Annotated in this window: 20 protein-coding genes; 9 read left to right on the top strand and 11 right to left on the bottom strand. The window is 68.9% G+C overall.

Annotated features, from left to right (window positions below; genetic code table 11):
* The 3 genes from G555_RS23410 to G555_RS0111520 all read right to left on the bottom strand — a co-directional run.
* Window positions 1-1734, bottom strand: a 1734-nt coding sequence (locus G555_RS23410) for an ATP-binding cassette domain-containing protein (protein WP_211223240.1), incomplete at its 3' end; no start/stop codon positions are given.
* A 412-nt stretch (window positions 1735-2146) separates the two neighbouring features.
* Entirely contained in the window at window positions 2147-3310 is a 1164-nt protein-coding gene (locus G555_RS0111525; RefSeq protein WP_028708985.1) for a cystathionine gamma-synthase, read from the bottom strand.
* Window positions 3311-3342: 32 nt separating this feature from the next.
* On the bottom strand, window positions 3343-4707 hold the full coding sequence (locus G555_RS0111520; RefSeq protein ID WP_028708984.1) for a cystathionine beta-synthase: 1365 nt from the start codon (window positions 4705-4707) through the stop codon (window positions 3343-3345).
* An 887-nt stretch (window positions 4708-5594) separates the two neighbouring features.
* Here G555_RS0111520 and G555_RS22315 point away from each other — a divergent pair.
* Together G555_RS22315 and G555_RS0111510 are read left to right on the top strand one after the other, a co-directional pair.
* On the top strand, window positions 5595-5756 hold the full coding sequence (locus tag G555_RS22315) for a hypothetical protein (RefSeq protein WP_156887531.1): 162 nt from the start codon (window positions 5595-5597) through the stop codon (window positions 5754-5756).
* Entirely contained in the window at window positions 5753-7378 is a 1626-nt protein-coding gene (locus tag G555_RS0111510; RefSeq protein ID WP_028708983.1) for a class I adenylate-forming enzyme family protein, read from the top strand. Before G555_RS22315 ends, G555_RS0111510 begins: the two co-directional genes overlap by 4 nt.
* A gap of 135 nt (window positions 7379-7513) precedes the next feature.
* Here the strand turns inward: G555_RS0111510 and G555_RS21315 are convergent, their stop codons facing one another.
* The 3 genes from G555_RS21315 to G555_RS19570 are packed head-to-tail and all read right to left on the bottom strand — an operon-like array spanning window position 7514 to window position 8684.
* Entirely contained in the window at window positions 7514-8023 is a 510-nt protein-coding gene (locus tag G555_RS21315; protein WP_245581276.1) for a barstar family protein, read from the bottom strand.
* A 17-nt stretch (window positions 8024-8040) separates the two neighbouring features.
* Window positions 8041-8280, bottom strand: coding sequence for a ribonuclease domain-containing protein (locus G555_RS0111500; RefSeq protein WP_245581263.1), 240 nt, complete (start codon window positions 8278-8280; stop codon window positions 8041-8043).
* Complete coding sequence (locus G555_RS19570; RefSeq protein WP_051208907.1) at window positions 8277-8684, bottom strand: DUF7878 domain-containing protein; 408 nt, start codon at window positions 8682-8684, stop codon at window positions 8277-8279. Before G555_RS19570 ends, G555_RS0111500 begins: the two co-directional genes overlap by 4 nt.
* A gap of 39 nt (window positions 8685-8723) precedes the next feature.
* On the opposite strand from G555_RS19570, the gene G555_RS0111490 reads away from it, so the two are divergent.
* On the top strand, window positions 8724-8936 hold the full coding sequence (locus G555_RS0111490; RefSeq protein WP_028708980.1) for a hypothetical protein: 213 nt from the start codon (window positions 8724-8726) through the stop codon (window positions 8934-8936).
* A gap of 3 nt (window positions 8937-8939) precedes the next feature.
* Here G555_RS0111490 and G555_RS0111485 read toward each other — a convergent pair whose 3' ends face one another.
* From G555_RS0111485 to G555_RS0111470, 4 genes are all read right to left on the bottom strand, one after another.
* Window positions 8940-9170, bottom strand: coding sequence for a hypothetical protein (locus G555_RS0111485; RefSeq protein WP_028708979.1), 231 nt, complete (start codon window positions 9168-9170; stop codon window positions 8940-8942).
* Entirely contained in the window at window positions 9163-9432 is a 270-nt protein-coding gene (locus G555_RS0111480; protein WP_211223238.1) for a colicin D domain-containing protein, read from the bottom strand. The genes G555_RS0111485 and G555_RS0111480 overlap by 8 nt, the downstream gene beginning before the upstream one ends.
* A 526-nt stretch (window positions 9433-9958) precedes the next feature.
* The gene (locus G555_RS19565) at window positions 9959-10825 is read right to left on the bottom strand and encodes a hypothetical protein (protein ID WP_156887530.1); all 867 of its coding nucleotides are present in this window, start codon (window positions 10823-10825) and stop codon (window positions 9959-9961) included.
* A 43-nt stretch (window positions 10826-10868) separates the two neighbouring features.
* The gene (locus tag G555_RS0111470; protein WP_028708977.1) at window positions 10869-11252 is read right to left on the bottom strand and encodes an SHOCT domain-containing protein; all 384 of its coding nucleotides are present in this window, start codon (window positions 11250-11252) and stop codon (window positions 10869-10871) included.
* A gap of 267 nt (window positions 11253-11519) precedes the next feature.
* Here G555_RS0111470 and G555_RS19560 point away from each other — a divergent pair, with 267 nt between their 5' ends.
* Entirely contained in the window at window positions 11520-12437 is a 918-nt protein-coding gene (locus tag G555_RS19560; protein WP_051208903.1) for a LysR family transcriptional regulator, read from the top strand.
* 81 nt (window positions 12438-12518) lie between these two features.
* On the opposite strand, the gene G555_RS0111460 is transcribed toward G555_RS19560, so the two are convergent.
* Complete coding sequence (locus G555_RS0111460) at window positions 12519-12761, bottom strand: hypothetical protein (protein ID WP_156887529.1); 243 nt, start codon at window positions 12759-12761, stop codon at window positions 12519-12521.
* 454 nt (window positions 12762-13215) lie between these two features.
* Between G555_RS0111460 and G555_RS19555 the strand changes: the two genes are divergently transcribed.
* The 5 genes from G555_RS19555 (at window position 13216) to G555_RS0111435 (ending at window position 20529) form a co-directional block, all read left to right on the top strand.
* Entirely contained in the window at window positions 13216-14775 is a 1560-nt protein-coding gene (locus G555_RS19555) for an ABC transporter substrate-binding protein (protein WP_036922482.1), read from the top strand.
* Window positions 14776-14871: 96 nt separating this feature from the next.
* A complete protein-coding gene (locus G555_RS0111450) occupies window positions 14872-15813 on the top strand; it encodes an ABC transporter permease (protein ID WP_028708975.1) in 942 nt (313 codons plus the stop codon).
* Window positions 15810-18422 (top strand): ABC transporter ATP-binding protein/permease, encoded by a 2613-nt coding sequence (locus tag G555_RS0111445; protein ID WP_028708974.1) that lies wholly within the window; start codon window positions 15810-15812, stop codon window positions 18420-18422. Before G555_RS0111450 ends, G555_RS0111445 begins: the two co-directional genes overlap by 4 nt.
* Window positions 18419-19411 carry a LacI family DNA-binding transcriptional regulator gene (locus G555_RS19550; RefSeq protein ID WP_051208901.1) on the top strand — a complete coding sequence of 331 codons (993 nt, stop codon included), beginning with the start codon at window positions 18419-18421 and terminating at the stop codon, window positions 19409-19411. Before G555_RS0111445 ends, G555_RS19550 begins: the two co-directional genes overlap by 4 nt.
* Window positions 19408-20529, top strand: coding sequence for an alpha/beta hydrolase fold domain-containing protein (locus G555_RS0111435; RefSeq protein WP_028708973.1), 1122 nt, complete (start codon window positions 19408-19410; stop codon window positions 20527-20529). Before G555_RS19550 ends, G555_RS0111435 begins: the two co-directional genes overlap by 4 nt.
* Window positions 20530-20575: the final 46 nt, after the last annotated feature.

The raw sequence follows: 20575 nt of genomic DNA, 5'->3' as shown, positions 1-20575 counted from the left end.
GAGCCCGTCCACCGGGTCCCCGAGCCCGTCCACCGGGTCCTTGAGCCCGTCGAAAGGACGTCGAGTGGCTTCGACAAGCTCAACCACCGGATCCTTGAGCCTGTCGAAAGGACGCCGAGTGGCTTCGACAAGCTCAACCACCGGATCCTTGAGCCTGTCGAAAGGACGCCGAGTGGCTTCGACAAGCTCAACCACCGGATCCTCGAGCCCGTCCACCGGGTCCTTGAGCCTGCCGAAAGGACGTCGAGTGGCTTCGACAAGCTCAACCACCGGATCCCCGAGCCCGTCCACCGGGTCCCCGAGCCCGTCCACCGGGTCCTTGAGCCTGTCGAAAGGACGTCGAGCGGTTTCGACAAGCTCAACCACCGGATCCTTGAGCCCGTCCACCGGGTCCTTGAGCCCGTCCGCCGGGTCCTTGAGCCTGTCGAAAGGACGTCGAGTGGCTTCGACAAGCTCAACCACCGGATCCTTGAGCCCGTCCACCGGGCCCTCAAGCCCGTCCACCGGGTCCTTGAGCCCGTCGAAAGGACGTCGAGTGGTTTCGACAAGCTCAACCACCGGATCCCCGAGCCCGTCCGCCGGGCCCGTGAGCCCGTCCACCGGGTCCTTGAGCCTGTCGAAAGGACGTCGAGTGGTTTCGACAAGCTCAACCGCCGGGTCCTTGAGCCTGTCGAAAGGACGCTCCGCGACGGGCGCGTCGGCGGTGTGCAGGGCCGACGCCGCCAGCAGCCGGCGGGTGTAGGGGTGGCCGGGCGTGCCGTACACGTCCTGTCGCGGGCCGTTCTCCACGATCAGCCCGTGCTGCATCACGATGACCGCGTCGGCGATCTGGTGGACCACCGCGAGGTCGTGGTTGACGAAGACGATCGCCGTGTCGTCCTCGCGCTGCAGGTCGCCGAGCAGTTCCACGATGGACGCCTGCACGGTCGCGTCCAGGGCGGTGGTCGGCTCGTCGGCGATGATGAGCCGCGGCCGGTTGGCGATGGCCATCGCGATCATCGCGCGCTGCTTCATGCCGCCGGAGTACTCGAACGGGTAGGCGGAGTAGGCGTGCTGCGGCTCGGCGATCCCGACCCGCTCCAGCAGCCCGGTGACCCGCGCGCGGCGGGCTCGGCGGGCCAGGCCGGAATGCAGCAGCAGGATCTCGTCGAGCTGTGCCCCGATCGTCTTCTGCGGATGCAGGCTGCTGCTCGGGTCCTGGAACACGAACCCGATGTCTTTGCCGCGCACGGCACGCAGCTCGGATTCGCTGAGCCCCAGCAGATCCCTGCCTGCGAACCGGACGTCGCCGGCGACCCGCGCGTTCCCGGGCAGGAGCCCGACGAGACCGAGGAGGGACGCGCTCTTGCCCGAGCCGGACTCCCCGACGACGGCCAGCGTCTGCCCGTCGTGGACCTCGAAGTCGATCCCCTTGACGGCCTCCACGGGGGCATCGATCCGCCCGTGGCGGCGGGGTTCGAAGGTCACGGTGAGCCCGGTGACGGACAGCAGCGCCTCTCGGGCGAGATGGTGCGGGCCGGCCGGCGGCGCGGGGGCCACCGACGTGGTGATGTTCATGACGGCGATTTCCTCGGTTGTGGACGATCCGGGTACACCGGACACCCGAACGGTGTCAGCGGTTTGGGAGCCTTCAGAGTCGCGGCGGTCGAGCCCGTCGAGGCCTCTGCCACTGGTTTCGACAAGCTCAACCACCGGGTCCTTGAGCAGAACCACCGGGCCCTTGAGCAGAACCACCGGGTCTTTGAGCCTGCCGAAAGGACGTTGGTGGCTTCGACAAGCTCAACCACCGGGCCCTTGAGCAGAACCACCGGGTCTTTGAGCCTGCCGAAAGGACGTTGGTGGCTTCGACAAGCTCAACCACCGGGCCTTTGAGCAGAACCACCGGGTCCTTGAGCCTGCCGAAAGGACGTTGGTGGCTTCGACAAGCTCAACCACCGGGTCTTTGAGCAGAACCACCGGGTTTTTCTCAGGCGGCGGAAAGCAGGGTTCGGCAGCGCCTAGCGCTGTGCTCCGCAACATCGCGGGCATGCACGACCGACGTGGCGGCGCATGTGCGGGCGCTCGAAGAGGAGGTCGCGTGCGGAGCCGGAGGACGGCCACGATCGGAGAGCGGGGGACGGCCGTCGGGGCCGGATCCGCCGGGCCGTCATGATCGCACCACGGTCAGTGCCTGATCGATGTCGGCGATCAGGTCCGTCACCGATTCGAGCCCCACCGAGACTCGTACGAGGTTCTTCGGCACCTCCAGCGCGGTTCCGCGCACGGAGGCGTGGGTCATGTCCCATGGGTAGTTCACCAGGGATTCGACGCCGCCCAGGGATTCGGCGAGGGTGAAGAGCCGCAGCGACTCGCTGAACCGGCGCGCGGCGGGCTCGCCGCCTTCGAAGGACACCGAGAGCATGCCGCCGAAGCCGCTCATCTGCCGCGCCGCGAGGGCATGGCCGGGGTGGTCGGGCAGGCCCGGGTAGTACACGCGCGACACGGCGTCGGCGGCCTGGAGGTGTTCGGCGACCTGCTGGGCGTTCTCGCTGTGCCTGCGCATTCGGACGTCCAGGGTCTTGATCCCGCGCGTCGCGAGCCAGGCGTCGAGCGGGCCGGAGACACCGCCGGCGGCGAACTGGATGAAGCGGACCCGCTCGTCGAGCTCGGGGTCGGCGAACACCAGCGCCCCGCCGAGGACGTCGGAGTGCCCGCCCAGGTACTTCGTGACGGAGTGCACGACGACGTCGGCGCCGAGGCCGAGGGGGCGTTGCAGGGCGGGCGAGGCGAAGGTGTTGTCGACGACCAGCAGCGCGCCCGCGTCGTGGGCGATGTCCGCGAGGGCGGCGATGTCGACGACGGACAGGAGGGGATTGGAGGGCGTCTCGACCCAGATCAGGCTCGTCTCGTCGCGGATCGCGGCACGCACGGCGTCCGGGTCGGTGGCGTCGGCCACGGTGTGGTCGAGACCCCACGGTCCCCACAGCCGCGAGATGAGCCGGTAGGTGCCGCCGTACAGGTCGTGTCCGACGACGGCGTGGCCGCCGGGACGTCCGACCACCCGCAGCAGCGCGTCCTCCGCGGCCAGCCCCGAGGCGAAGGACAGAGCGCTCGTGCCGCCCTCCAGCGCGGCGAGCTGGATCTCGAGCGCGGTTCGCGTCGGATTGCCGCTGCGCCCGTACTCCCACCCGTTGCGAAGGTTCGCGATGCCGTCCTGCTGATAGGTCGTGGAGAAGTGGACCGGGGGGATCACGGCGCCGGTGGTCGGGTCGTGGTCCTGCCCTGCATGGATGGCGGTGGTGGCGAATCCCTGGGTGGAAGCCGTGGTCATCGAGTCGTCCCTTTCGTCGGTGGGTGGGGTGGTCAGTGGCCGAGGTAGGAGAGCAGGTCGTGCCTGGTCACCACCGCCAGGGGTTTGCCGCCCTGGCTCACCAGCAGGGCGTCGGCCGTCGACAGGGCGCTGCGCAGCGTGCCGATCGTGTCGCCCGAGCCGATGATCGGAAGGTGATCGTCGGTCGCGGCCGAGACGGGATCGCTGAGCCGCACGCGCCCGGCGAACACGCTGTCCAGCAGCGAGCGCTCCGAGACGGAGCCGACGACCTCGCCCATCACGACGGGCGGCTCGGCCGAGAGCACCGGGAGCTGGGAGACGCCGAATTCGGCCATCATGTCGATCGCGTCCGAGATCGTGTCGGTCGGGTGGGCGTGGACGAGGGCGGGCAGCGCGCCGCGCTTGGCGAGGACGACGTCGCGGACCGTCGCGTCGCTGGGCTCGGAGAGGAACCCGTAGGAGCGCATCCACGCGTCGTTGAAGATCTTGCCGAGGTAGCCGCGTCCGCCGTCGGGGAGGATCACGACGACCACCGCCTCGGGCGGCAGGTCACGGGCCGCGGCCAGGGCCGCGGCGACCGCCATCCCGCTGGAGCCGCCGACGAGCAGGCCTTCCTCGCGGGCCAGGCGGCGGGTGAGGTCGAACGACTCGGCGTCGCTGACGGGGATGACCTCGTCGACGACGCTCGGGTCGTACGCGCTGGGCCAGAAGTCCTCGCCCACACCCTCGACAAGGTACGGGCGGCCGGTGCCGCCGGAGTAGACGCTGCCCTCGGGGTCGGCCGCGACGATCCTCACCCGGCCGTCGGAGGCCTCCTTGAGGTAGCGCCCGACGCCCGAGATCGTCCCGCCGGTGCCCGCCCCGGCGACGACGTGGGTGACGGTGCCGTCGGTGTCCCGCCAGATCTCGGGGCCGGTCGTCTCGTAGTGGCTGAGCGGCCCGTTGGGGTTGGAGTACTGGTCGGGTTTGAAGGCGCCGGGGGTCTCCCGCACGAGGCGGTCGGACACCGAGTAGTAGGAGTCGGGATGGTTGGGCGGGACGGCGGTCGGCGTCACGATCACCTCGGCGCCGTAGGCGGTGAGCACGGCCCGCTTGTCGGCACCGACCTTGTCGGGAAGGACGAAGATGCAGCGGTAGCCGCGGCGCTGCGCGACCAACGCCAGCCCGACGCCGGTGTTGCCGGATGTCGGCTCGACGATCGTGCCGCCCGGGCGCAGCAGCCCGTCGCGTTCGGCGGCGTCGATGATCCGCGTCGCGATGCGGTCCTTCACCGAGCCGCCGGGGTTGAGGTACTCGAGTTTGGCCAGGATCGTGGCCTGCAGGCCCTCGGTCACCCGGCTCAGGCGTACGAGCGGGGTGTCGCCGACGAGATCGACCACGTGATCGGCATACGTCATGGGGAGTTCCTTCGAAGGCTTGTGGACAGGTGGGCTCGGCGCAGGCGGGGCCGGAGGGCCGGTGTCGGTGCGCGTGGCCGCGTGGGCCGACGGGGGCGGTGTGGGCCGCCGGCCCGCCGGGCCGTGTGCGCTCAGAGGAGGAAGGCTGCCTGCCGTGGACGCGGCGACAGGGTCACGCCGCTACGGGCGGAGGCTGTCGTGAGGTGAGGCGTCCGAGAGGTCGGGCCGGAAGGAGCCAGGCGTCGAGTCAGCGCACACAGACGCGGTCAAGCGTCAGCGCACACGGACAACACGCCAGGCGGAAGGTCATGGAAGCATGCTAGGAACCCCGCCGGAATCCTGTCAAGCGACGTCCATTTCGGCCATTGCGGCGGATCCCCTGTGCTAGCGTGACGCAGCAAGACGATTCGAAAGGAAGGCCCATGCGCGTCGCTGCATCGCACGCCCTGACCTCCTCCTGCCCGCGCGCTCGAATGTGCGGCGTCGTCTGTTGCTCCTGTTGATGCCCTGACGCCACCCGGTTCTTATCGGCTGTTTCGCGACCCTCGGACGAGGGTGCCGGCGGCGAGTCGTGCGGGTCGACACCTTGTGATCCTCCTTCGCTGAAAGACGTCCGGAGTTCGGCTGTCGTGGCCTGCAGGAGACGACGGGCCGGGACGATCCCCTCCGGGGCCGTCCAGAAGGCCGGTCGATCCTCGATCGCGAAACACGGATTCACACGCACCGAATTTCCCATGCTGCGCATTCCGAAGAACGTTGCCAGCGCCACATTCCGCGCTATTCGTTGCCTGCTTGAACGGGTTTCCTCGCGTCGTCGGACGTCGCCGTCGAACGCTTCGGACGCGGCCGCGTCCACCCTTTGTCCTCCACTCGAAAGGTTCTCTCCGATGTCCTCCACGGCCACGCGCGACCGTTCCCGGTCGCGCCTCGCCCCGCTCCCGCCGTCCCCGGCGGAATCCGCCCCGCGGGCTCTGCTCGCGGGGATCATCGACCTGTCCGACGCGCGGATCGCGCTCGGTGCCGGCGGCAGCGTGGGGGTGCGGTCGTGACGCGCACGGCGATGGCGACGCGCCCGCTGCCCCCCGAGGTGCCGACGCTGCCCCGGATCAGTGACTATCCGGCGTACTGGGCGGCACGGACGCCCGACGCCCCGGCCTTCTCGGGCCACGGGCGGACCTGGGCGTACGCCGAGGCCGCCGCCGAGGTCGATCGGGTGGCCGCCGCGCTGTGGCGGGCCGGAGTGCGTCCGGGGGCCCGGGTGGCCGTGCTGTCCGTCCCCCGCGTGGAGGCGTTCGTGTCCTTCCTCGCCACGGCCCGCCTCGGAGCGATCTGGGTGGGGATCAATCCGCGCTATACCGTGCGTGAGATCGGCGTCCTGCTGGCGGACGCCCGTCCGTCGCTCATCGCCTCGATCAGCGACTTCGAGGGACGCGCGTTCCCGCCGGATATCGACGCGGCGCTCGACGCGACGGGGCTGTGGGCGGACCGGCCGGTGCGCGTCGTCCTCGGGCCGGGCGAGGCGAGCGGCTACCTGCCGTGGGAGGAGTTCCTCGCCGCCGGAGCCGAGGCCGACGCCGGTGAGGTCGGCCGGGCCGTCGCGGCCGTCACCGCCGATCAGCCGGCCCTCATCGTGTACACGTCGGGAACCACCGGCACGCCGAAGGGCGCGCTGCTGCGGCATTCGGGCCTGGTGCGGCTCGGCATCGTGGAGGCCAGGGAGTTCCGGGTGCCGCCCGCGCCGCGCTATCTGGGCGCCGCCCCGCTCAACCATGTCGGCGGCGTCGGCGACATCGCCGGCGTCGCGCTCGTCAACGGCGGGTACACCGCCTTCCGGGACCGTTCCGATCCCGACACCTTCCTCGACGACCTGCGCGCCGAGCGCATCTCGGTCGTCTTCACCGGCCCCGTGATCCTGATCCGCCTTGCCGGGCTGATCGATCGCACGGTGCTGCCCGACCTCGAGGTCATCGGGTGGGGCGGGGCGCCGCTGCCGCTCGCCACGGTCAGGACGCTCGCCGAGGCCGGCTTCGCGCTGTCCACGACCTACGGCAGCAGCGAGGCGACCGTCTCGGTCACCTATTCCGACGCGGACGCCGATCTGGAGACGCTCGCGACGACGGTCGGCCGTCCCGATCCCGAGCTCGACGTCCGCCTCCGGGCGCCCGATGGCACCTGGGTCACCGACCCGGGCGTCGAGGGCGAGGTGACGCTGCGGCATCCGACCGTGGCCGCGGGCTATTGGAACCGTGAGGACGCGACCGCGGCCCTCTTCACCGAGGACGGCGCCCTGCGGACCGGCGACATCGGGGTGTTCACCGAGGACGGGAACCTGCGACTCGTCGGCCGGATCTCGGAGATGTTCAAGTCGGGCGGGTACAACGTGTACCCTCGCGAGGTCGAACTCGTCATCGAGAGCCACCCGCACGTCCGCTCCGCCGTCGTCGTCTCCCGCCCCGACCCGCGCTGGCAGGAGGTCGGCGTCTGCTTCGTCGAGCCCGTCGCGGGTGCCAGCGTCGACCCGGACCACCTGCGCGACCACGCCCGGACCGGCCTTGCCAACTACAAGGTGCCCAAGGACATCATCGTCCTCGACACCCTCCCCCTCCTCCCCAACGAGAAGGTCGACCGGCAGGAACTGAAGCGCAGGGCACGCGCCCTACTGGACCGGTAGATCAGGTGCCAGCCAGGCGCCGGACCCGATCCGGAGCCTGGTTGGCCGGTCCGGTCGTCGGGTAACCGCGAAAGCGCCGAGCCGGGAGAACGGCCACGAGGCGGATTCCCTCGGGCAGGCCAACGCAGATGTCACCTACTCCTGCAGCAGTCCCTGTCCGAAGGGCTGCGGCTCAGACCCCACTCCCGACCATCGACGGGCAGCTAACTCGATCGCGCCGTGCTCTCCCGCGAGCACGACATGGAAAGGAACCGCTGGACGGTCCCACCATTCGCCAAGCTCGACGGGCTGACTCCATTCCTCGGCCGCAGATTCCAGCGACCGAGCAAGCCAACCGAGCGCCTCGGATCCTGCATCCGCGAGGACCTGGTCCGGATCGGTGATGGTCACGACGTAACCCTCACCAGCGGGCAGGGTCTCCAGTTCGGCGATGCACTCATTGAACGCATCCTGGTTCTCCCCGAAGTAGAGCGGGAACTGGAGCGCGGCCGCGAACTCATCGAAGAGCCCGCTGAGCGTGCGCATCTTGCAGCCGCGGACAACACGGGCCGCCAGGCCGGACTCGACCCAGCCGGACACTGCGGAACCAACCGCTTGGGCGTCACCCTCAAACAGCAGCGGCCGAAACTCGGCCTCGACCTTCATCAGCGCCAAGGAGTCCGTCATCCGGTCGGCCCCCGGAACATCAGGAACGTGTCGTAATGATCGCCCGTCCAGTAGGCCGAGCCGTCGCTGCCGGTGACGATTCGTTCCGTCCCTCGGTTGACGCCCTTGGTGTAGGGATTCACGTCCCACTCGCGGTACGCGACGCCGGGGGTCTCAGGCAGTCGGCCTTGCGAGTTCTTGAAGACACCGAGCCAGGCCGCGAGGGTCGCCATAAGGACAACGAGGAGGCGCTTCACCGCTTGAGCACCTCGTCGGGATCGAGGCCTAACGCCGTGAGATCAGCTTCGACCCGGGAGACCAGGCGACGGCAACATTGCTCGACGTCGGCCCAATCGACAGGAGCCGTCGAAGCGCCTGTTTGGAAGACGGAAGCGAACGTCCATCCCGCAGTGGTCTGGCGAAACGCGGCCGATCCAACCTCCTCAAACGACATCGAATCGAACTCGAAGTCACCTCGGCCCGGGTTCCCAAGCCAGATTCTCAAGCTCCGAGCGAGCTCGACAACAGGAAAGCCTGGTTCGGCGTAGACGGTCTCGTCGCCAATGACGACGCGCAGCGCCGCGTCGAAGGCAATCAGGTAGTCGGCTTGCGTGGCGCCTCGGAGCTCAGCCGTGTTCAGGTAGTCGTAAGTCATCTCCATCCCGATCACCTCACGTTGACCCCCAGCGTCGAAGCCATAGTGAAGTTCGCCGAACTCTTCGACGTCTCCGTCGACTATCTCCTCGTCGACAACGCCGTGCGCCGCCCGTTCCGTCAGGGCAACGATGCGCTCGGTCAGCGTCTTGGCGACCTCGACCAACTCAGCGACGCCGACCGCGCCGCACTGCTCCACATCCTCGACGGGCTACTCGCCAACACCCGCATCCGCCAAGCACTCTACACGGCCGGGTAACACTCACTCCGCGTCGCGAAGTCGCTCCCTCGCAGCGGCCACAAGCTCGCCGTAGTCCTCCCGCAACGGTTCGGTGAGCACCGATTCCAGCGCGGACTCCAGGTCCCAGAGAACCCGCTGCTCAGCCTGGTCAGCGAATGCAGCAGGCTGGTCGGCGGAGCCCGTCCGGGCCAGCCACTCGAACAACACCAGTGCCTGCTCGCGAGACAAGGCGATCGAGATCTCGTCAGCCACCGCCGAGGCTCCCGTTCCGGAGCACGTTGGCAAGCTGATCGGGACTCAGCCCCCAGCCGCTGACGAACTCACCGTTGCGCGAGATGACGTTCAAACCCGTTGCCTCATCGAGGTAGTGCGTGACCGACTGCCCCCGATAGGTCCCCTGAATGGCACGGGTGCCGGCGAAGCCCAGGAGAAGGCCGAGGACGCCGGACCGGAGCCGGTCGCGGTGCACTGCGTGTCGAACCCGGACGGGGACGTCGCCTCGTCCAAGGACCACCGCACAGGTGTGATGCCACCGGAGGTCTGCAGGAAGAGCTCGTTCGGGCTGGACTGGTTTCCGATCCCGCCATAACCCCACACCCGCAACACGTTCGGGCCTGACGACAACAACGTGATCTGTTTGGTCACCGTCGACCCCGTCAAGGTCTCGCTCCCCAGAGTGTCCCCGTTCACCGACCACTTGTACTTCACTGTGTCCGACGACCCCGGCGCTCCTCCGGCAACACCGGCACCGCGGCGGACCGAACCACGCCAACACCCAACGACGACGCCACCAGCACCCCACACAACAGGCCACACGCGCGAGAAGTCGAAAGACCAGACCGGCCAAACCCTTGCTTCATTGCGACTCCAGAGGGTGAAGGGGCGAGACACTCCGAACTGTCCTCCCCCTGTCAGGACACCGAAAAGACCTCAAGAGAATCGTCACGACACCGTAACATCGATACCCGGCCAGCCCCGACCCCCTTCCACGGAGAGTTGATGTTGGACTACCAACAACAACCCTCCACACAAGCCCCGACCTAGGCCGTGAGCGCCGGCCTGACGGACCACACGCCCACGCCTGCGACGAACGCGAGCGCGAGGACGCCGAAGGCCGCGTCCCCCAGCCCGGCGGTGAGCGTGTCGATCACCAGCAGGACGACATCCGGCGACAACAGGTCGACGGGTACGGACGCGGGCGCCACCATACGAACGACGGCGAGCATGACGAACACAACCGTCGCCCCGAACCCAAGGCCCACGGCCGTCCAGCCCATGGCTCGCGTCCGGCGGACGCTCGCCAGGACTCCCGCGGTCAGCAGCGCGAGGCAGACGAGCCCCAGCCAGTCCCCGGCGAAGCGGACGACCCGATAGACCGTCTGAACGCTCACCAGCGAGTCGCCGCGGATCAGCACGACCGTCTTGTCGACGGTCGGGATCAGCGTCGCGAACCGGTACCCGCGGTCGACGAGTCCGGCCTTCACCCGTTCGACGAGCGGCCCGAGTTGCAGGCCCAGCCCGTCGCGGCTGATGGCGAGAGTCGCGGCGGGGTCGCCGTCCAGCGCCGAGACGAGCTGGCCGTGCGAAACCCGCAGGCTCTCGCGCCAGGCCGTCGCGAAGGCGTCCGACGCGACCACGTCGGCAGTCGCGGCCCGCAGCGCCCTGCCGGCGAGGGGACCGACCGTGACGCGCGCCTCGATCGCCTCGGCCACGGCATCGGTCACGAGATTCTGGACACGCACGTCGTCGATGAGCGGTGCCGCCCGCGCGACGAACGCATCGGTGTCGAGCAGGGAACTGCGGGCCCAGCCCGCGACGACGGCCACGGGCACCAGCAGCGAGCCGAGCACGATCAGGACGACGGCAAGGACGCCCCGGGAACGACGGCGGACGGGCTCAGAGCCCACCGCCGGACGCACCTCGGGGCCGGCGTTCACGAACCGCGCCGGTTCACTTCGCGGCGAGGACCTTCGCCTTGAGCTGCTCGAACTCGGCCGGAGTGATCGCACCGGCGTCCAGCAGCGACTTCGCGTTCGAGATCTGGGCCGCCGGATCGGTCGCACCCGCCACCGAACGGATGTACTGCTCCGTCGCGGCCTGCGACTGGTTCGCAGCGGCGGCCTGGCGCTCGTTCATGCCACGCCCACGCGCGATGACGTACACCAGCGCACCGAGCATCGGGAAGATGAACAGCACGATCAGCCAGATCGCCTTGGCCAACCCGCTCATCTTGGAATCGCGGAAGATGTCGACGACCACCTGGAAGAGAACGATCAGATAGCACACGAACAGGAACGCCCAGATCAGAAGCCACAAGTTATCCCAGAAACTCATCGTGCTTTCTCCGTTCGAACGTCGGTCCCGATGGATCCCACCGGCCGCGCCCCCCGGCGCGACTGCCATTATCCCCCGCACGGCACCGCTGCCGAGCGCCGCCCATGTCGTCTGTTTGTGCCCCTGACTGGGGGTGATCCGGCCATGGGCACCCCGGCTGATACCGGTCCGGCCACGATTTCCCCCGCACCGGACACACGGGCGCGCGGCGGGAGGTATCTTCTAGCCGACGGAGGCAATGGCGTTCCCGTCGGGAGGAGGACCCTCATGGACATGCGCCAGATCGAGTTCTTCGTGGCCGTCGCCGAACAACAGAACTTCACCCGTGCAGCCGAACTGTCGCACGTGAGCCAGCCCGGCCTATCGGCGTCCATTCGCTCGCTGGAGCGCGAACTGCACGCCCAGCTCTTCCACCGCACTCCCCGCGGCGTGACGCTCACCCCCGCCGGGCTCGTCTTCCTGCCGCACGCACGCCGGATGCTCGAGGATGTCGCCGCCGTGCGCCGGGAGGTGCAGGAGACCGTGGGCAACCCCGGCGGACGGCTCCGGATCGGCGCCGAACGCTGCCTGGGCGATCTCGTGGACCTGGCGGATCTGCTCGCGACCTTCCACGATCTGCTGCCCACGGTGACGCTCGAAACCCTGCAGGCCGGGGCGGAGGTCCTCGCGGGGGCACTCTCCCGCGGCGACCTCGATGTCGTCGTCCTGGGGGAGACCCCGCGGGTGAGCCTCACCGGACTGGAGCGGATCCCGCTGTCGGTCGACGGGTTCGAGGCCGTCATGGCCCCCGACCACCCCCTCGCCGCGAGCGACACGGTCACACTTCGGCAGGTGGCCGCCTATCCGCTGGCCAACCTCGGCCCCGGCTGGAGCGCCCGCCAGATCGTCGACCAGGCTTTCGCCGACGCCCTGCTCACGCCCCGCACGGCGCTGTCGCTGAACGACCTGCCGACCCTGTTCGACGTGATCCGCAAGGGGCTCGCGGTCGCCGTCGTCCCCGTCGCGGTCGGAGGGAAACTCCAGGCGACGGACCTGGCGCACCGGCCGCTGGACGACGTCGACCTCGCCTGGAACGTGGACGTGCTGCTCTCGCTGGAGTCCCCCGCGACCGCGCGCACCTTCGCCGGCATGTTCGTGCCCGGCATGACCCTCAACGACATGCGGTCCGACCTGGCCGCCCCCTGACGCACCGAGGCCCCGTTGCGTCTTTGATGCAACGGGGCCCCGTGGGAGAGATGCCGGCGGCTCGCGCCGGCCGATGTCGGCTCACGCCGCGACGGCTTCCCAGGCGGCCGGCGCGACAGCGGCGAACTCGGGCAGTTCCGCGGTGCGGTCGGCAGTGAAGACCGGGCGGACGCGGAGCGCACCACCGTAGTTGGCGTTCACGACCGGGCCGGTCGCGGTGGCGGGGGCCAGCGCACCGCCGTAGTTGGGGTTCACGTACAGATCGGTGTCGTTCAGCGGACCGAACTCGCCACCCAGGTTCGGGTTCACAGTCAGGATGCTCATGTCTTGCTCCTTCGGCTTCGCCGTGATGGAGGTCATCACGTCGTCCTGACACCCACCTTGCTCGGGTTCGGACACCGAGTCCAAGAAAAACTTGTTATGCACACTAGAAACGGTGCGCATACCTCCTACCCACAGCGCGAAACGGCTAGTCGCAGCGGAGAAAACTCTTCCGGGCATCCGCGCGCGCGTCTCGTCCCACGGTCGTTCGCACGCTTCGGAGGCACTCAGATCGCGCGCGAGAAGTGGTGCCCGCGCGACGCCGCAGGTACGCGTCGAAGCGCATCGCGATGCACCGCACGACGCGACCCCGTGCCGTTGCTGCGCGCTCGGCGCCGTGAGCCGCGGCTGTAAAACGGTTTACATAGAATGCTTTACACGATGATGGCCCCGGTGTCTAATGACAGGCACGACAGGCGCCGGCCGGAGAAGCCCGCCCGTTAGACAAGGAGGTCTTATGTACAGCAGAAGCCTGAGCGCTCGACTCTTGTCCATCACCGCTGCGCTGGCCATCGCGCTCGGCGCCACGAGCTGCGCGTCATCGAACACGTCGGACGGCCCGACCGCCGGCGGACGGGGCGGCACCCTGAACGTCGCGCTCGACAAGGCGCCGGCGAGCCTCGATCCCGCCGACATGGAGCAGTCCACGAGCCCGTTCGCCCAGCCCGCCTACGACGCCCTGATCGGCGTCGACGCCAACGGATCCCTCGTCCCGGCGCTCGCGACCGAGTGGGGATTCACCGATGACGAGAACAAGGTGTTCGAGATCACGGTGCGCGACGACGTGACGTTCTCCGATGGTGCCGAACTCGATGCCGACGCGCTCGTCACGAACCTGAAGCACCTCGACGGCGGAAAGAGCAACGTCGCGAGCCTGGTGAACGGCGGTACCTACGAGAAGGTCGACGACGACACGGTGCGCATCACCTGGACCACGCCGCACCCCCTCGCCCCGCAGGCGCTCACGCAGAGGTGGGTGGCGGGAATGGTGGTCTCGCCGAAGGCTATCGAGGACGACCCCAAGGCCCTGGCGACGAAGACGGTCGGCGCCGGCCCGTACGAACTCGACGCCGACCGCACGGTCGCCGGCTCCACCTACGTCTACAAGGCGCGCGACGACTACTGGAACCCCGATGCCCAGCATTGGGACGAGATCGTCATCACGGTCATCGCGAATCCCGAGCAGCGCCTCAACGCGCTGAAGACCGGCGAGGTCGACTACGTCGCCGGCGATCTCAGCACGGCCGACGCCGCGGGTTCCGCCGGCATGCAGGTGCTCTATGCGCCGACCATCGTCTACGGGCTGAGCCTTCTCGATCGTGACGGCACGCTCGGCAGCCCGCTGAAGGACGTCCGCGTGCGACAAGCGATCAACTACGCCCTCGACCGCGAGAGCATCGCGACGGCGCTGCTCGGCGACTACGGCTTCGCGACCGAGCAGACCGTCGTGCCGAGTGAGGCCGGATACGTGAAGGCGCTGAAGGGGACGTACGCCTACGATCCGGACAAGGCGAAATCGCTGCTCGCCGAGGCCGGGTATTCCAACGGGTTCTCGCTGAAGGTCGTCGCAAGCACCTCGGCGACAGCCGCCACTCTGTCGCAGGTGCTCGTCGAGCAACTGGCGAAGGTGGGAATCACGATCGAACTCGACTCCCGACCGAGCGCCGACTATTTCGAAGGCATGACGGGCGGAACCTTCCCCGCCGCCGTGATCGGCTACGGGTCGCAGCCGCTTCCCATGGAGTACGACGGGCTGTTCGGGCCGAAGGCCATCTTCAATCCGCTGGGCTCGACCAGCGAGGTGATCGAGAAGACGATGGGCGAGGCGCTCGTCGCACCCGCGGACGAAGCCACCCGCCTCTATGAGGGTGTCGTGACCGAACTCGTCGAGCAAGCGTGGTTCGCCCCTGCCGTCTTCGCGCCGGTGTTCTACTTCGCCAGCACGGACCTGGCGCCAGTCTCCGTCACCGAGGCCCGCCCGCAATCGCCCATCACCGAACTCGCTCCCGCCGCGTGACCCTACGGCTGCCGGGGTGCTCTGCCCCGGCAGCCACCGCCCCCGGGCACGATCACCCATCACCCTTCGAACCCGAATGCCGAAAGGAGGAGCACGGTGTCGCTTCGACGGCTCCTCAACTGGTTCGTCATGAGCCTCCTTCTGTTCTTCGTCCTCTCCGCTCTCCTGTTCGTCCTGGTGTCGCTGACACCGGGGGACGCTGCGCGCACCATCGTCGGCCCGAACGCGTCGGTCGAACAGTACGAGCAGGTTCGCCGCGAACTCGGGCTTGACCTGCCGGTGTGGCAGCAGTACGGCAACTGGCTGATGGGACTCCTCCGCGGCGATCTCGGTGACTCCATCGTCAGCGGCGCGCCGGTCGGCCAGGTCCTCGCCGACCGGCTCGAACCGACCCTCTCGCTCATTCTCTGCACGTTCGTCTGTGCGTCGGTGCTCGGCATCGCGCTGGGCGTCATCGGCGCCTCGCGGCCCGGCATCGTCGGCAAGGCCGCGGACGCGCTCAGCGTCGTCGGATCGGCCGTGCCGAATTTCTGGATCGGCCTCGTGCTCGCCACGATCTTCGCCGTACACCTGCGCTGGCTGCCGACGAGCGGCTACGCCCCCATCGTGGACGGTGTCGGCCCCTGGCTCGCCCGCATGGTCCTCCCGGTGGCCACACTCACCATCGGCAGTACGGCGCTGCTCGCGAAGCAGACACGCGACGCTGTCGCCGAACAACTCGCCCAGCCCTACATCGTGCTGCTGCGCGCGCACGGTGTGAGCGAACACCGAATCCTCTGGCGCCACGCATTGCGCGGGGCCGCCGTTCCGATCGTCACGATCCTCGGCATGAAGATGGTGGGCCTGACCACCGGGACGGTGCTTGTCGAGAGCGTCTTCGTCATCCCTGGATTCGCCGGCTACGCCGTCGACGCCACGCTTCTGCACGACATCCCCGTCGTGCAGGCCATCACCCTCATCTTCTCGATCGTGATCATCGTGACGAACCTCATCGTCGAACTGCTCTACGCCCGGCTGAACGTGAAGGAGATCTCATGACCGACGAGACCGATCACGTGCCACCGCCCGAGGCATCCGAGAACCGAGCCGCGCCACGGGACGCCCCGCAGATCCGCTCGCTACCCCGTCTCTTCCTGAGCCGCCCGCAGTTCGTGATCTGCGCGGCGATCGTGCTGCTGATCGTCGCCACAGTGGCTCTTGCGCCCGTCCTGGCGCCCCACTCTCCCCTGGCGCAGGATCTCGCCAACACCTTGTCCGGGCCGACGGCGAACCATCCGTTCGGCACCGACGATCTCGGACGCGACGTGCTCTCACGCATGATGTACGGAGGCCGCGGGACTCTGCTCGGCGTCGCGCAGGCGCTCGTCGTCTTCCTCGTCCTCGGCACGTCGCTGGGGCTCGCGGCCGGCATGGCCCACGGCGTGGTCGACACAATCGTCACACGTGCGGCCGAACTGTTGCTGAGCGTGCCGTCATTCATCATCCTGCTCGTCATGCTGTCGATCGTCCCGGGCAATATGACGGTCGCCATGGTCACTCTCGGCATCCTCACCAGCCCGCTGCTCATCCGGGTCGTGCGCGGGACGACGCGAACGGTGCGCAACGAGTTGTTCGTTCGCGGAGCACGCACCATGGGGCTGACCGAGACACAGATCACCGTCCGGCACATTCTCCCGCGCCTCGCCGGGCCGATCATCGTGCAGGCGACGATCTTCGCCGGAGCCGTCATCATCGCCGAGACCGGCCTCGGCTACCTCGGCTTCGGCGTCAGCCTGCCCGCCCCCAGTTGGGGAAACATGGTCGAGACGGCGAGTGAGAACATCACGCGTGCACCCTGGCTCCTCATCCCCACAGGCGGCGTCATCATCGTCACGATCATGTCGCTCATGCTGCTCGGTGACAGTATCCGCGATGCGGTCGCCGAGCGTTGGAGCGGCAGCGGGCGACGTCACCGGGCGCGGCACTCGACCGCGGCCGCCGCCCATCGCCCGGTCACGCGCTCCGACAGCGGGGCACTCCTGGAGGTCGACAACCTCACGATCGTCGTCGACGGGCCGCACGGCCCGACGCCGCTCGTCGAGAACGTGTCGTTCACACTCCGTCGCGGCGAGACACTCTGCCTCGTCGGCGAGTCCGGCTCGGGCAAGTCGGTGACCTCTCTCGCCCTGCTGGGCCTCAGCCGCGGGACGCGGGTCGCCTCAGGGCACATCACGATCGACGGGGTCGACATGGTCGGCGGCTCCGCCGAGCGGATGCGGAGACTGCGCACGGCGGCCTTCGGCTACATCACGCAGGACCCGCAGCCGTCGCTGGATCCCTCGATGCGGGTCGGAGATCTGCTCGCTCAGTTGGTCCGACTCCATCAAGGGATCGAGCGAAGGGCCGCTCGGGAGAAGGCGATCGAACTGCTGGAGCGTGTGCAGATCCCCGACCCGGCGGCCGTCGCACGCCGCTTCCCACACCAGTTGTCGGGCGGAATGGCGCAGAGAGTCGTCATCGCCGCGGCACTCAGCGCCCACCCGAAGATCCTGGTCGCCGACGAGCCGACGACCGCGCTCGATGTCACGGTCCAGGCCGAGATCCTCGCCCTGCTGCACCGGTTGTGCGACGACGACGATTCCATGTCGCTGCTGCTCGTGACACACGACTGGGGCGTCGTCGCCGACATCGCCGACCGTGTCATCGTGATGCGGGACGGCACGCTCGTCGAACAGGCACCCGCGGATCAGATCTTCGCCGCCCCGGCTCACCAGCACACCCGCGCCATGCTCGCGGCCGACCCGGCCCGGCTCGACATCCATCCCGTCCGCCCGGGGACCGAACCGCTGCTGGCGATCCGCGCCCTGACCGTCGAGTATGCGGGACGCAACGCCGGAGGGCGTCCCGTGCGCACCACGGCGGTGAATGCCGTCGATCTCGACATCCACCGTGCCCGCACCCTGGGGCTCATCGGTGAGTCGGGCTCGGGCAAGTCGAGCGTCGGAAACGTGATCGTCGGTCTTGTCGACGCGGCCTCCGGCAGCATCACCCTCGACGGCGAGGAGCTGACGACCGCCTCGCGTTCACGGCGCCGCGAACTCAGCCGTCGGGTGCAGATCATCTTCCAGGACCCCTACGGCTCGCTCAATCCCGTGCGAACCGTCGGCTCCACCCTCAGCGAGCCGCTGGTGCTGGCGCACGGCACGAGCGCGAAGGAGGCGCACCGGCGGGTGGCGGAAGCGCTCGAGCGGGTCGGGCTTCCGGCGAGTGCCGCGACACGCTACCCGGCACAGTTCTCCGGCGGGCAGCGTCAGCGCATCGCCATCGCTCGGGCGATCGTGCTCGATCCCGAGCTGATCGTCTGCGATGAGCCGGTGAGCGCGCTCGACCTCACCATCCAGGCGCAGGTCCTGGAACTCCTTGCCACGCTGCAGAACGACCTCGGAATCGCATATCTGTTCATCTCCCACGATCTCTCCGTGGTGCGCAGCTTCTGCGACGATATTGCCGTGATGTACCACGGCGCCATCGTCGAGCGCGGGACGGCACAGGAGGTGATCCTGCGCCCCGAGCACCCGTACACCCGATCTCTTCTCGAGGCCGCCCCGATCCCCGACCCCACTGTGCAGCGGGGTCGCTCGCTCCTGGCGGAACGGTACGTGGCATGACGCGGCCCGTGACGATCCGCGATGTCGCGCGAGAGGCTTCCGTCTCGGTCGCGACGGTGTCGAACGCCATGAACCATCCGAAACGCGTCTCCGCGCCGACGCGGGAGCGGGTGCTGGAGGTCGCCGATCGCCTCGGGTATGTTCCGCACACGATCGCGAACCAGCGCAAGCGCATCGGCGTGATCGCTCCGTTCGTCACCTACACCTCGTACGCAGAACGACTGAAGGGCGTGCTGAGCGTGGTCGGCGCCGACAGGATGGAGGCGATCGTGTTCGATCACCCGTCCGCGAGCCGCTCACCGTCGCCACGCCTGGCATCCCTCCCGTTCTCCGGTGATCTCGACGGGCTCATCATCATGGGCGTGCCCGTCGACACCGATCTGAGCGCCCGCATCCTCAATCGGGAGCTGCCGACCGTTCTCGTGGATTCCGGGCATCCGCAGATCACCTCGATCGTGCTCGACGAGACACACGGCGCGAAGCTGGCCGCGGAGCATCTCGTGAGTCGCGGTTTCGAACGGTTCGTCTACGTGACGGAGGGGCAGATCTCCAAGGACTACGTCTCGCAGGGAAAGAAGCGCCTGTCGGGCTTCCTACGCGCGCTGGCCGAGCGCGGCGTCGGAGAGGAGAGCGTCCAGCTCATCACAGCCCGCTCGGGCGATGTGCGTGCAGGACATGCCGCGGCCGAGGTCGTCGCGTCGATGTCGCGAACGATGCGGGTCGGCGTGCTCGCCGGTCACGACATCCTCGCTGCGGGCGTGCTCGCGGGGCTGCGGTCCACCGGCATCGCCGTGCCGGATCGCGTCGGCGTCGTGGGGTGGGACGGCGGGGATCTGGTGGAGGCGCTCGGGCTCACGAGCGTGCGGCAACCCCTCCTGGAGTCGGGGCGCATCGGAGCCGAGCGCCTCATCGCGCTGATCCACGACGAGAACGCGCCTGTCGAACGCGTGGTCCTGCGACCCACCCTCCGCGAAGGGATCACGACGTGAGCGCTCCCGACGAGCCGAACCTCGTCGCCCTGCTCGCGGCCGTTCGGGCCGAGCAGGGCGCCGTTCCGCTTCCGCCGCGGTTCGTCCGTGCTCCCCACGAGCCGTTGGCGGCGTGGCGCGCCGAGATCGCCCAGGCACGCACCATTGCCGACGCCCGGGCCGTCCAGCACCGCGACATCGTCGACCGCATGTCGGCCCGGCTGTTCGGCGCCACGCTCGCCGACGTCCTGCCCGAGCCCGAAGTGGAGTTGCTGCGCACCGCGTTCTCCGTGCCCGTGCCGTCGGGCGCACAGCTCGCCGATCTCGTGCCGTCCCTCGCCGGCACCGCGCCCCGCGGGCCCGCCCCACGCAGCACCGCAGAAGTGCGGAGCGAGGTCCGCGTCAGAGTGACGGCGACACGCACGGCGCGGCGTCTCGTCATCCGGTTGCACGGCGGCGCGTTCTGGATGGGAGGCGGACCCGTTGCCGAGCGGGTCGACGCCAGGTTGGTGAGTCACATCGCGACGACGACCGATGCCGCCGTGCTCGATATCGACCACCGTCTCGCGCCCGAGCATCCATACCCCGCGGCCGTCGTCGACACACTCTGCGTGCTCGACGCGGTGCGCGCCGGTCACGCACGTATCGATGCCGACCCGCGTTCACTGGTGCTCCTGGGCAGTTCATCGGGCGCCAACATCGCGACGCTCGCGGCGCGTGCCGACGCGCTGCGCGAACCCGACGCGCCGCTGGCCGGGCTCGCACTCGTCGTGCCGTCGGTGCTGCTGTCGGAGGCGCCGCCGGCCCTGAAGGACGACCCGGACGCGTGGGCCTCGCGCCTGGATCAGCTACGCGGCTATCTCGGCCTGGACATCGACCCTCATGACCCGTGGGTCTCCCCCGCCGCCGAGCCGGAACTGTCCGGGATGCCGCCGACGTTCGCGGCGGTCGCCGAGTACGACGAGATCGCCGTCGGTGGCACACAGTTGTGCGCGGCGATCGCCGCCGGCGGCTCCTTCGCGGAGGCGCGGATCTACCCGATGACACACACGACAGCCACCCCGGAGACGGAGGCATCGGTCATCCGCGACACCGCGGCCTTCCTCCGCGACAGGCTCGACGCCGCCCCTGAACGCTGACCCCCCGCCCCGCGGGATGCGGAGGGTCGGCGCCGGACGACCGACG

The organism is Propionicicella superfundia DSM 22317, from assembly GCF_000423465.1.
Taxonomy (GTDB): domain Bacteria; phylum Actinomycetota; class Actinomycetes; order Propionibacteriales; family Propionibacteriaceae; genus Propionicicella; species Propionicicella superfundia.
The sequence above is the reverse complement of the archived record's forward strand: the minus strand, read 5'-3'. Positions and strand labels throughout refer to the sequence as shown.

Excerpts from the sequence above, each read along its gene's own strand:
- G555_RS22315 (WP_156887531.1), top strand. The coding sequence starts at position 5,595 with ATGTCCTCCACGGCCACGCGCGACCGTTCCCGGTCGCGCCTCGCCCCG.
- G555_RS19560 (WP_051208903.1), top strand. The coding sequence starts at position 11,520 with ATGGACATGCGCCAGATCGAGTTCTTCGTGGCCGTCGCCGAACAACAG.
- G555_RS0111460 (WP_156887529.1), bottom strand. The coding sequence starts at position 12,761 with ATGAGCATCCTGACTGTGAACCCGAACCTGGGTGGCGAGTTCGGTCCG.
- G555_RS0111445 (WP_028708974.1), top strand. The coding sequence starts at position 15,810 with ATGACCGACGAGACCGATCACGTGCCACCGCCCGAGGCATCCGAGAAC.
- G555_RS19550 (WP_051208901.1), top strand. The coding sequence starts at position 18,419 with ATGACGCGGCCCGTGACGATCCGCGATGTCGCGCGAGAGGCTTCCGTC.
- G555_RS21315 (WP_245581276.1), bottom strand. The coding sequence starts at position 8,023 with ATGAAGGTCGAGGCCGAGTTTCGGCCGCTGCTGTTTGAGGGTGACGCC.
- G555_RS0111525 (WP_028708985.1), bottom strand. The coding sequence starts at position 3,310 with ATGACCACGGCTTCCACCCAGGGATTCGCCACCACCGCCATCCATGCA.
- G555_RS0111520 (WP_028708984.1), bottom strand. The coding sequence starts at position 4,707 with ATGACGTATGCCGATCACGTGGTCGATCTCGTCGGCGACACCCCGCTC.
- G555_RS19555 (WP_036922482.1), top strand. The coding sequence starts at position 13,216 with ATGTACAGCAGAAGCCTGAGCGCTCGACTCTTGTCCATCACCGCTGCG.
- G555_RS19570 (WP_051208907.1), bottom strand. The coding sequence starts at position 8,684 with ATGGAGATGACTTACGACTACCTGAACACGGCTGAGCTCCGAGGCGCC.
- G555_RS0111470 (WP_028708977.1), bottom strand. The coding sequence starts at position 11,252 with ATGAGTTTCTGGGATAACTTGTGGCTTCTGATCTGGGCGTTCCTGTTC.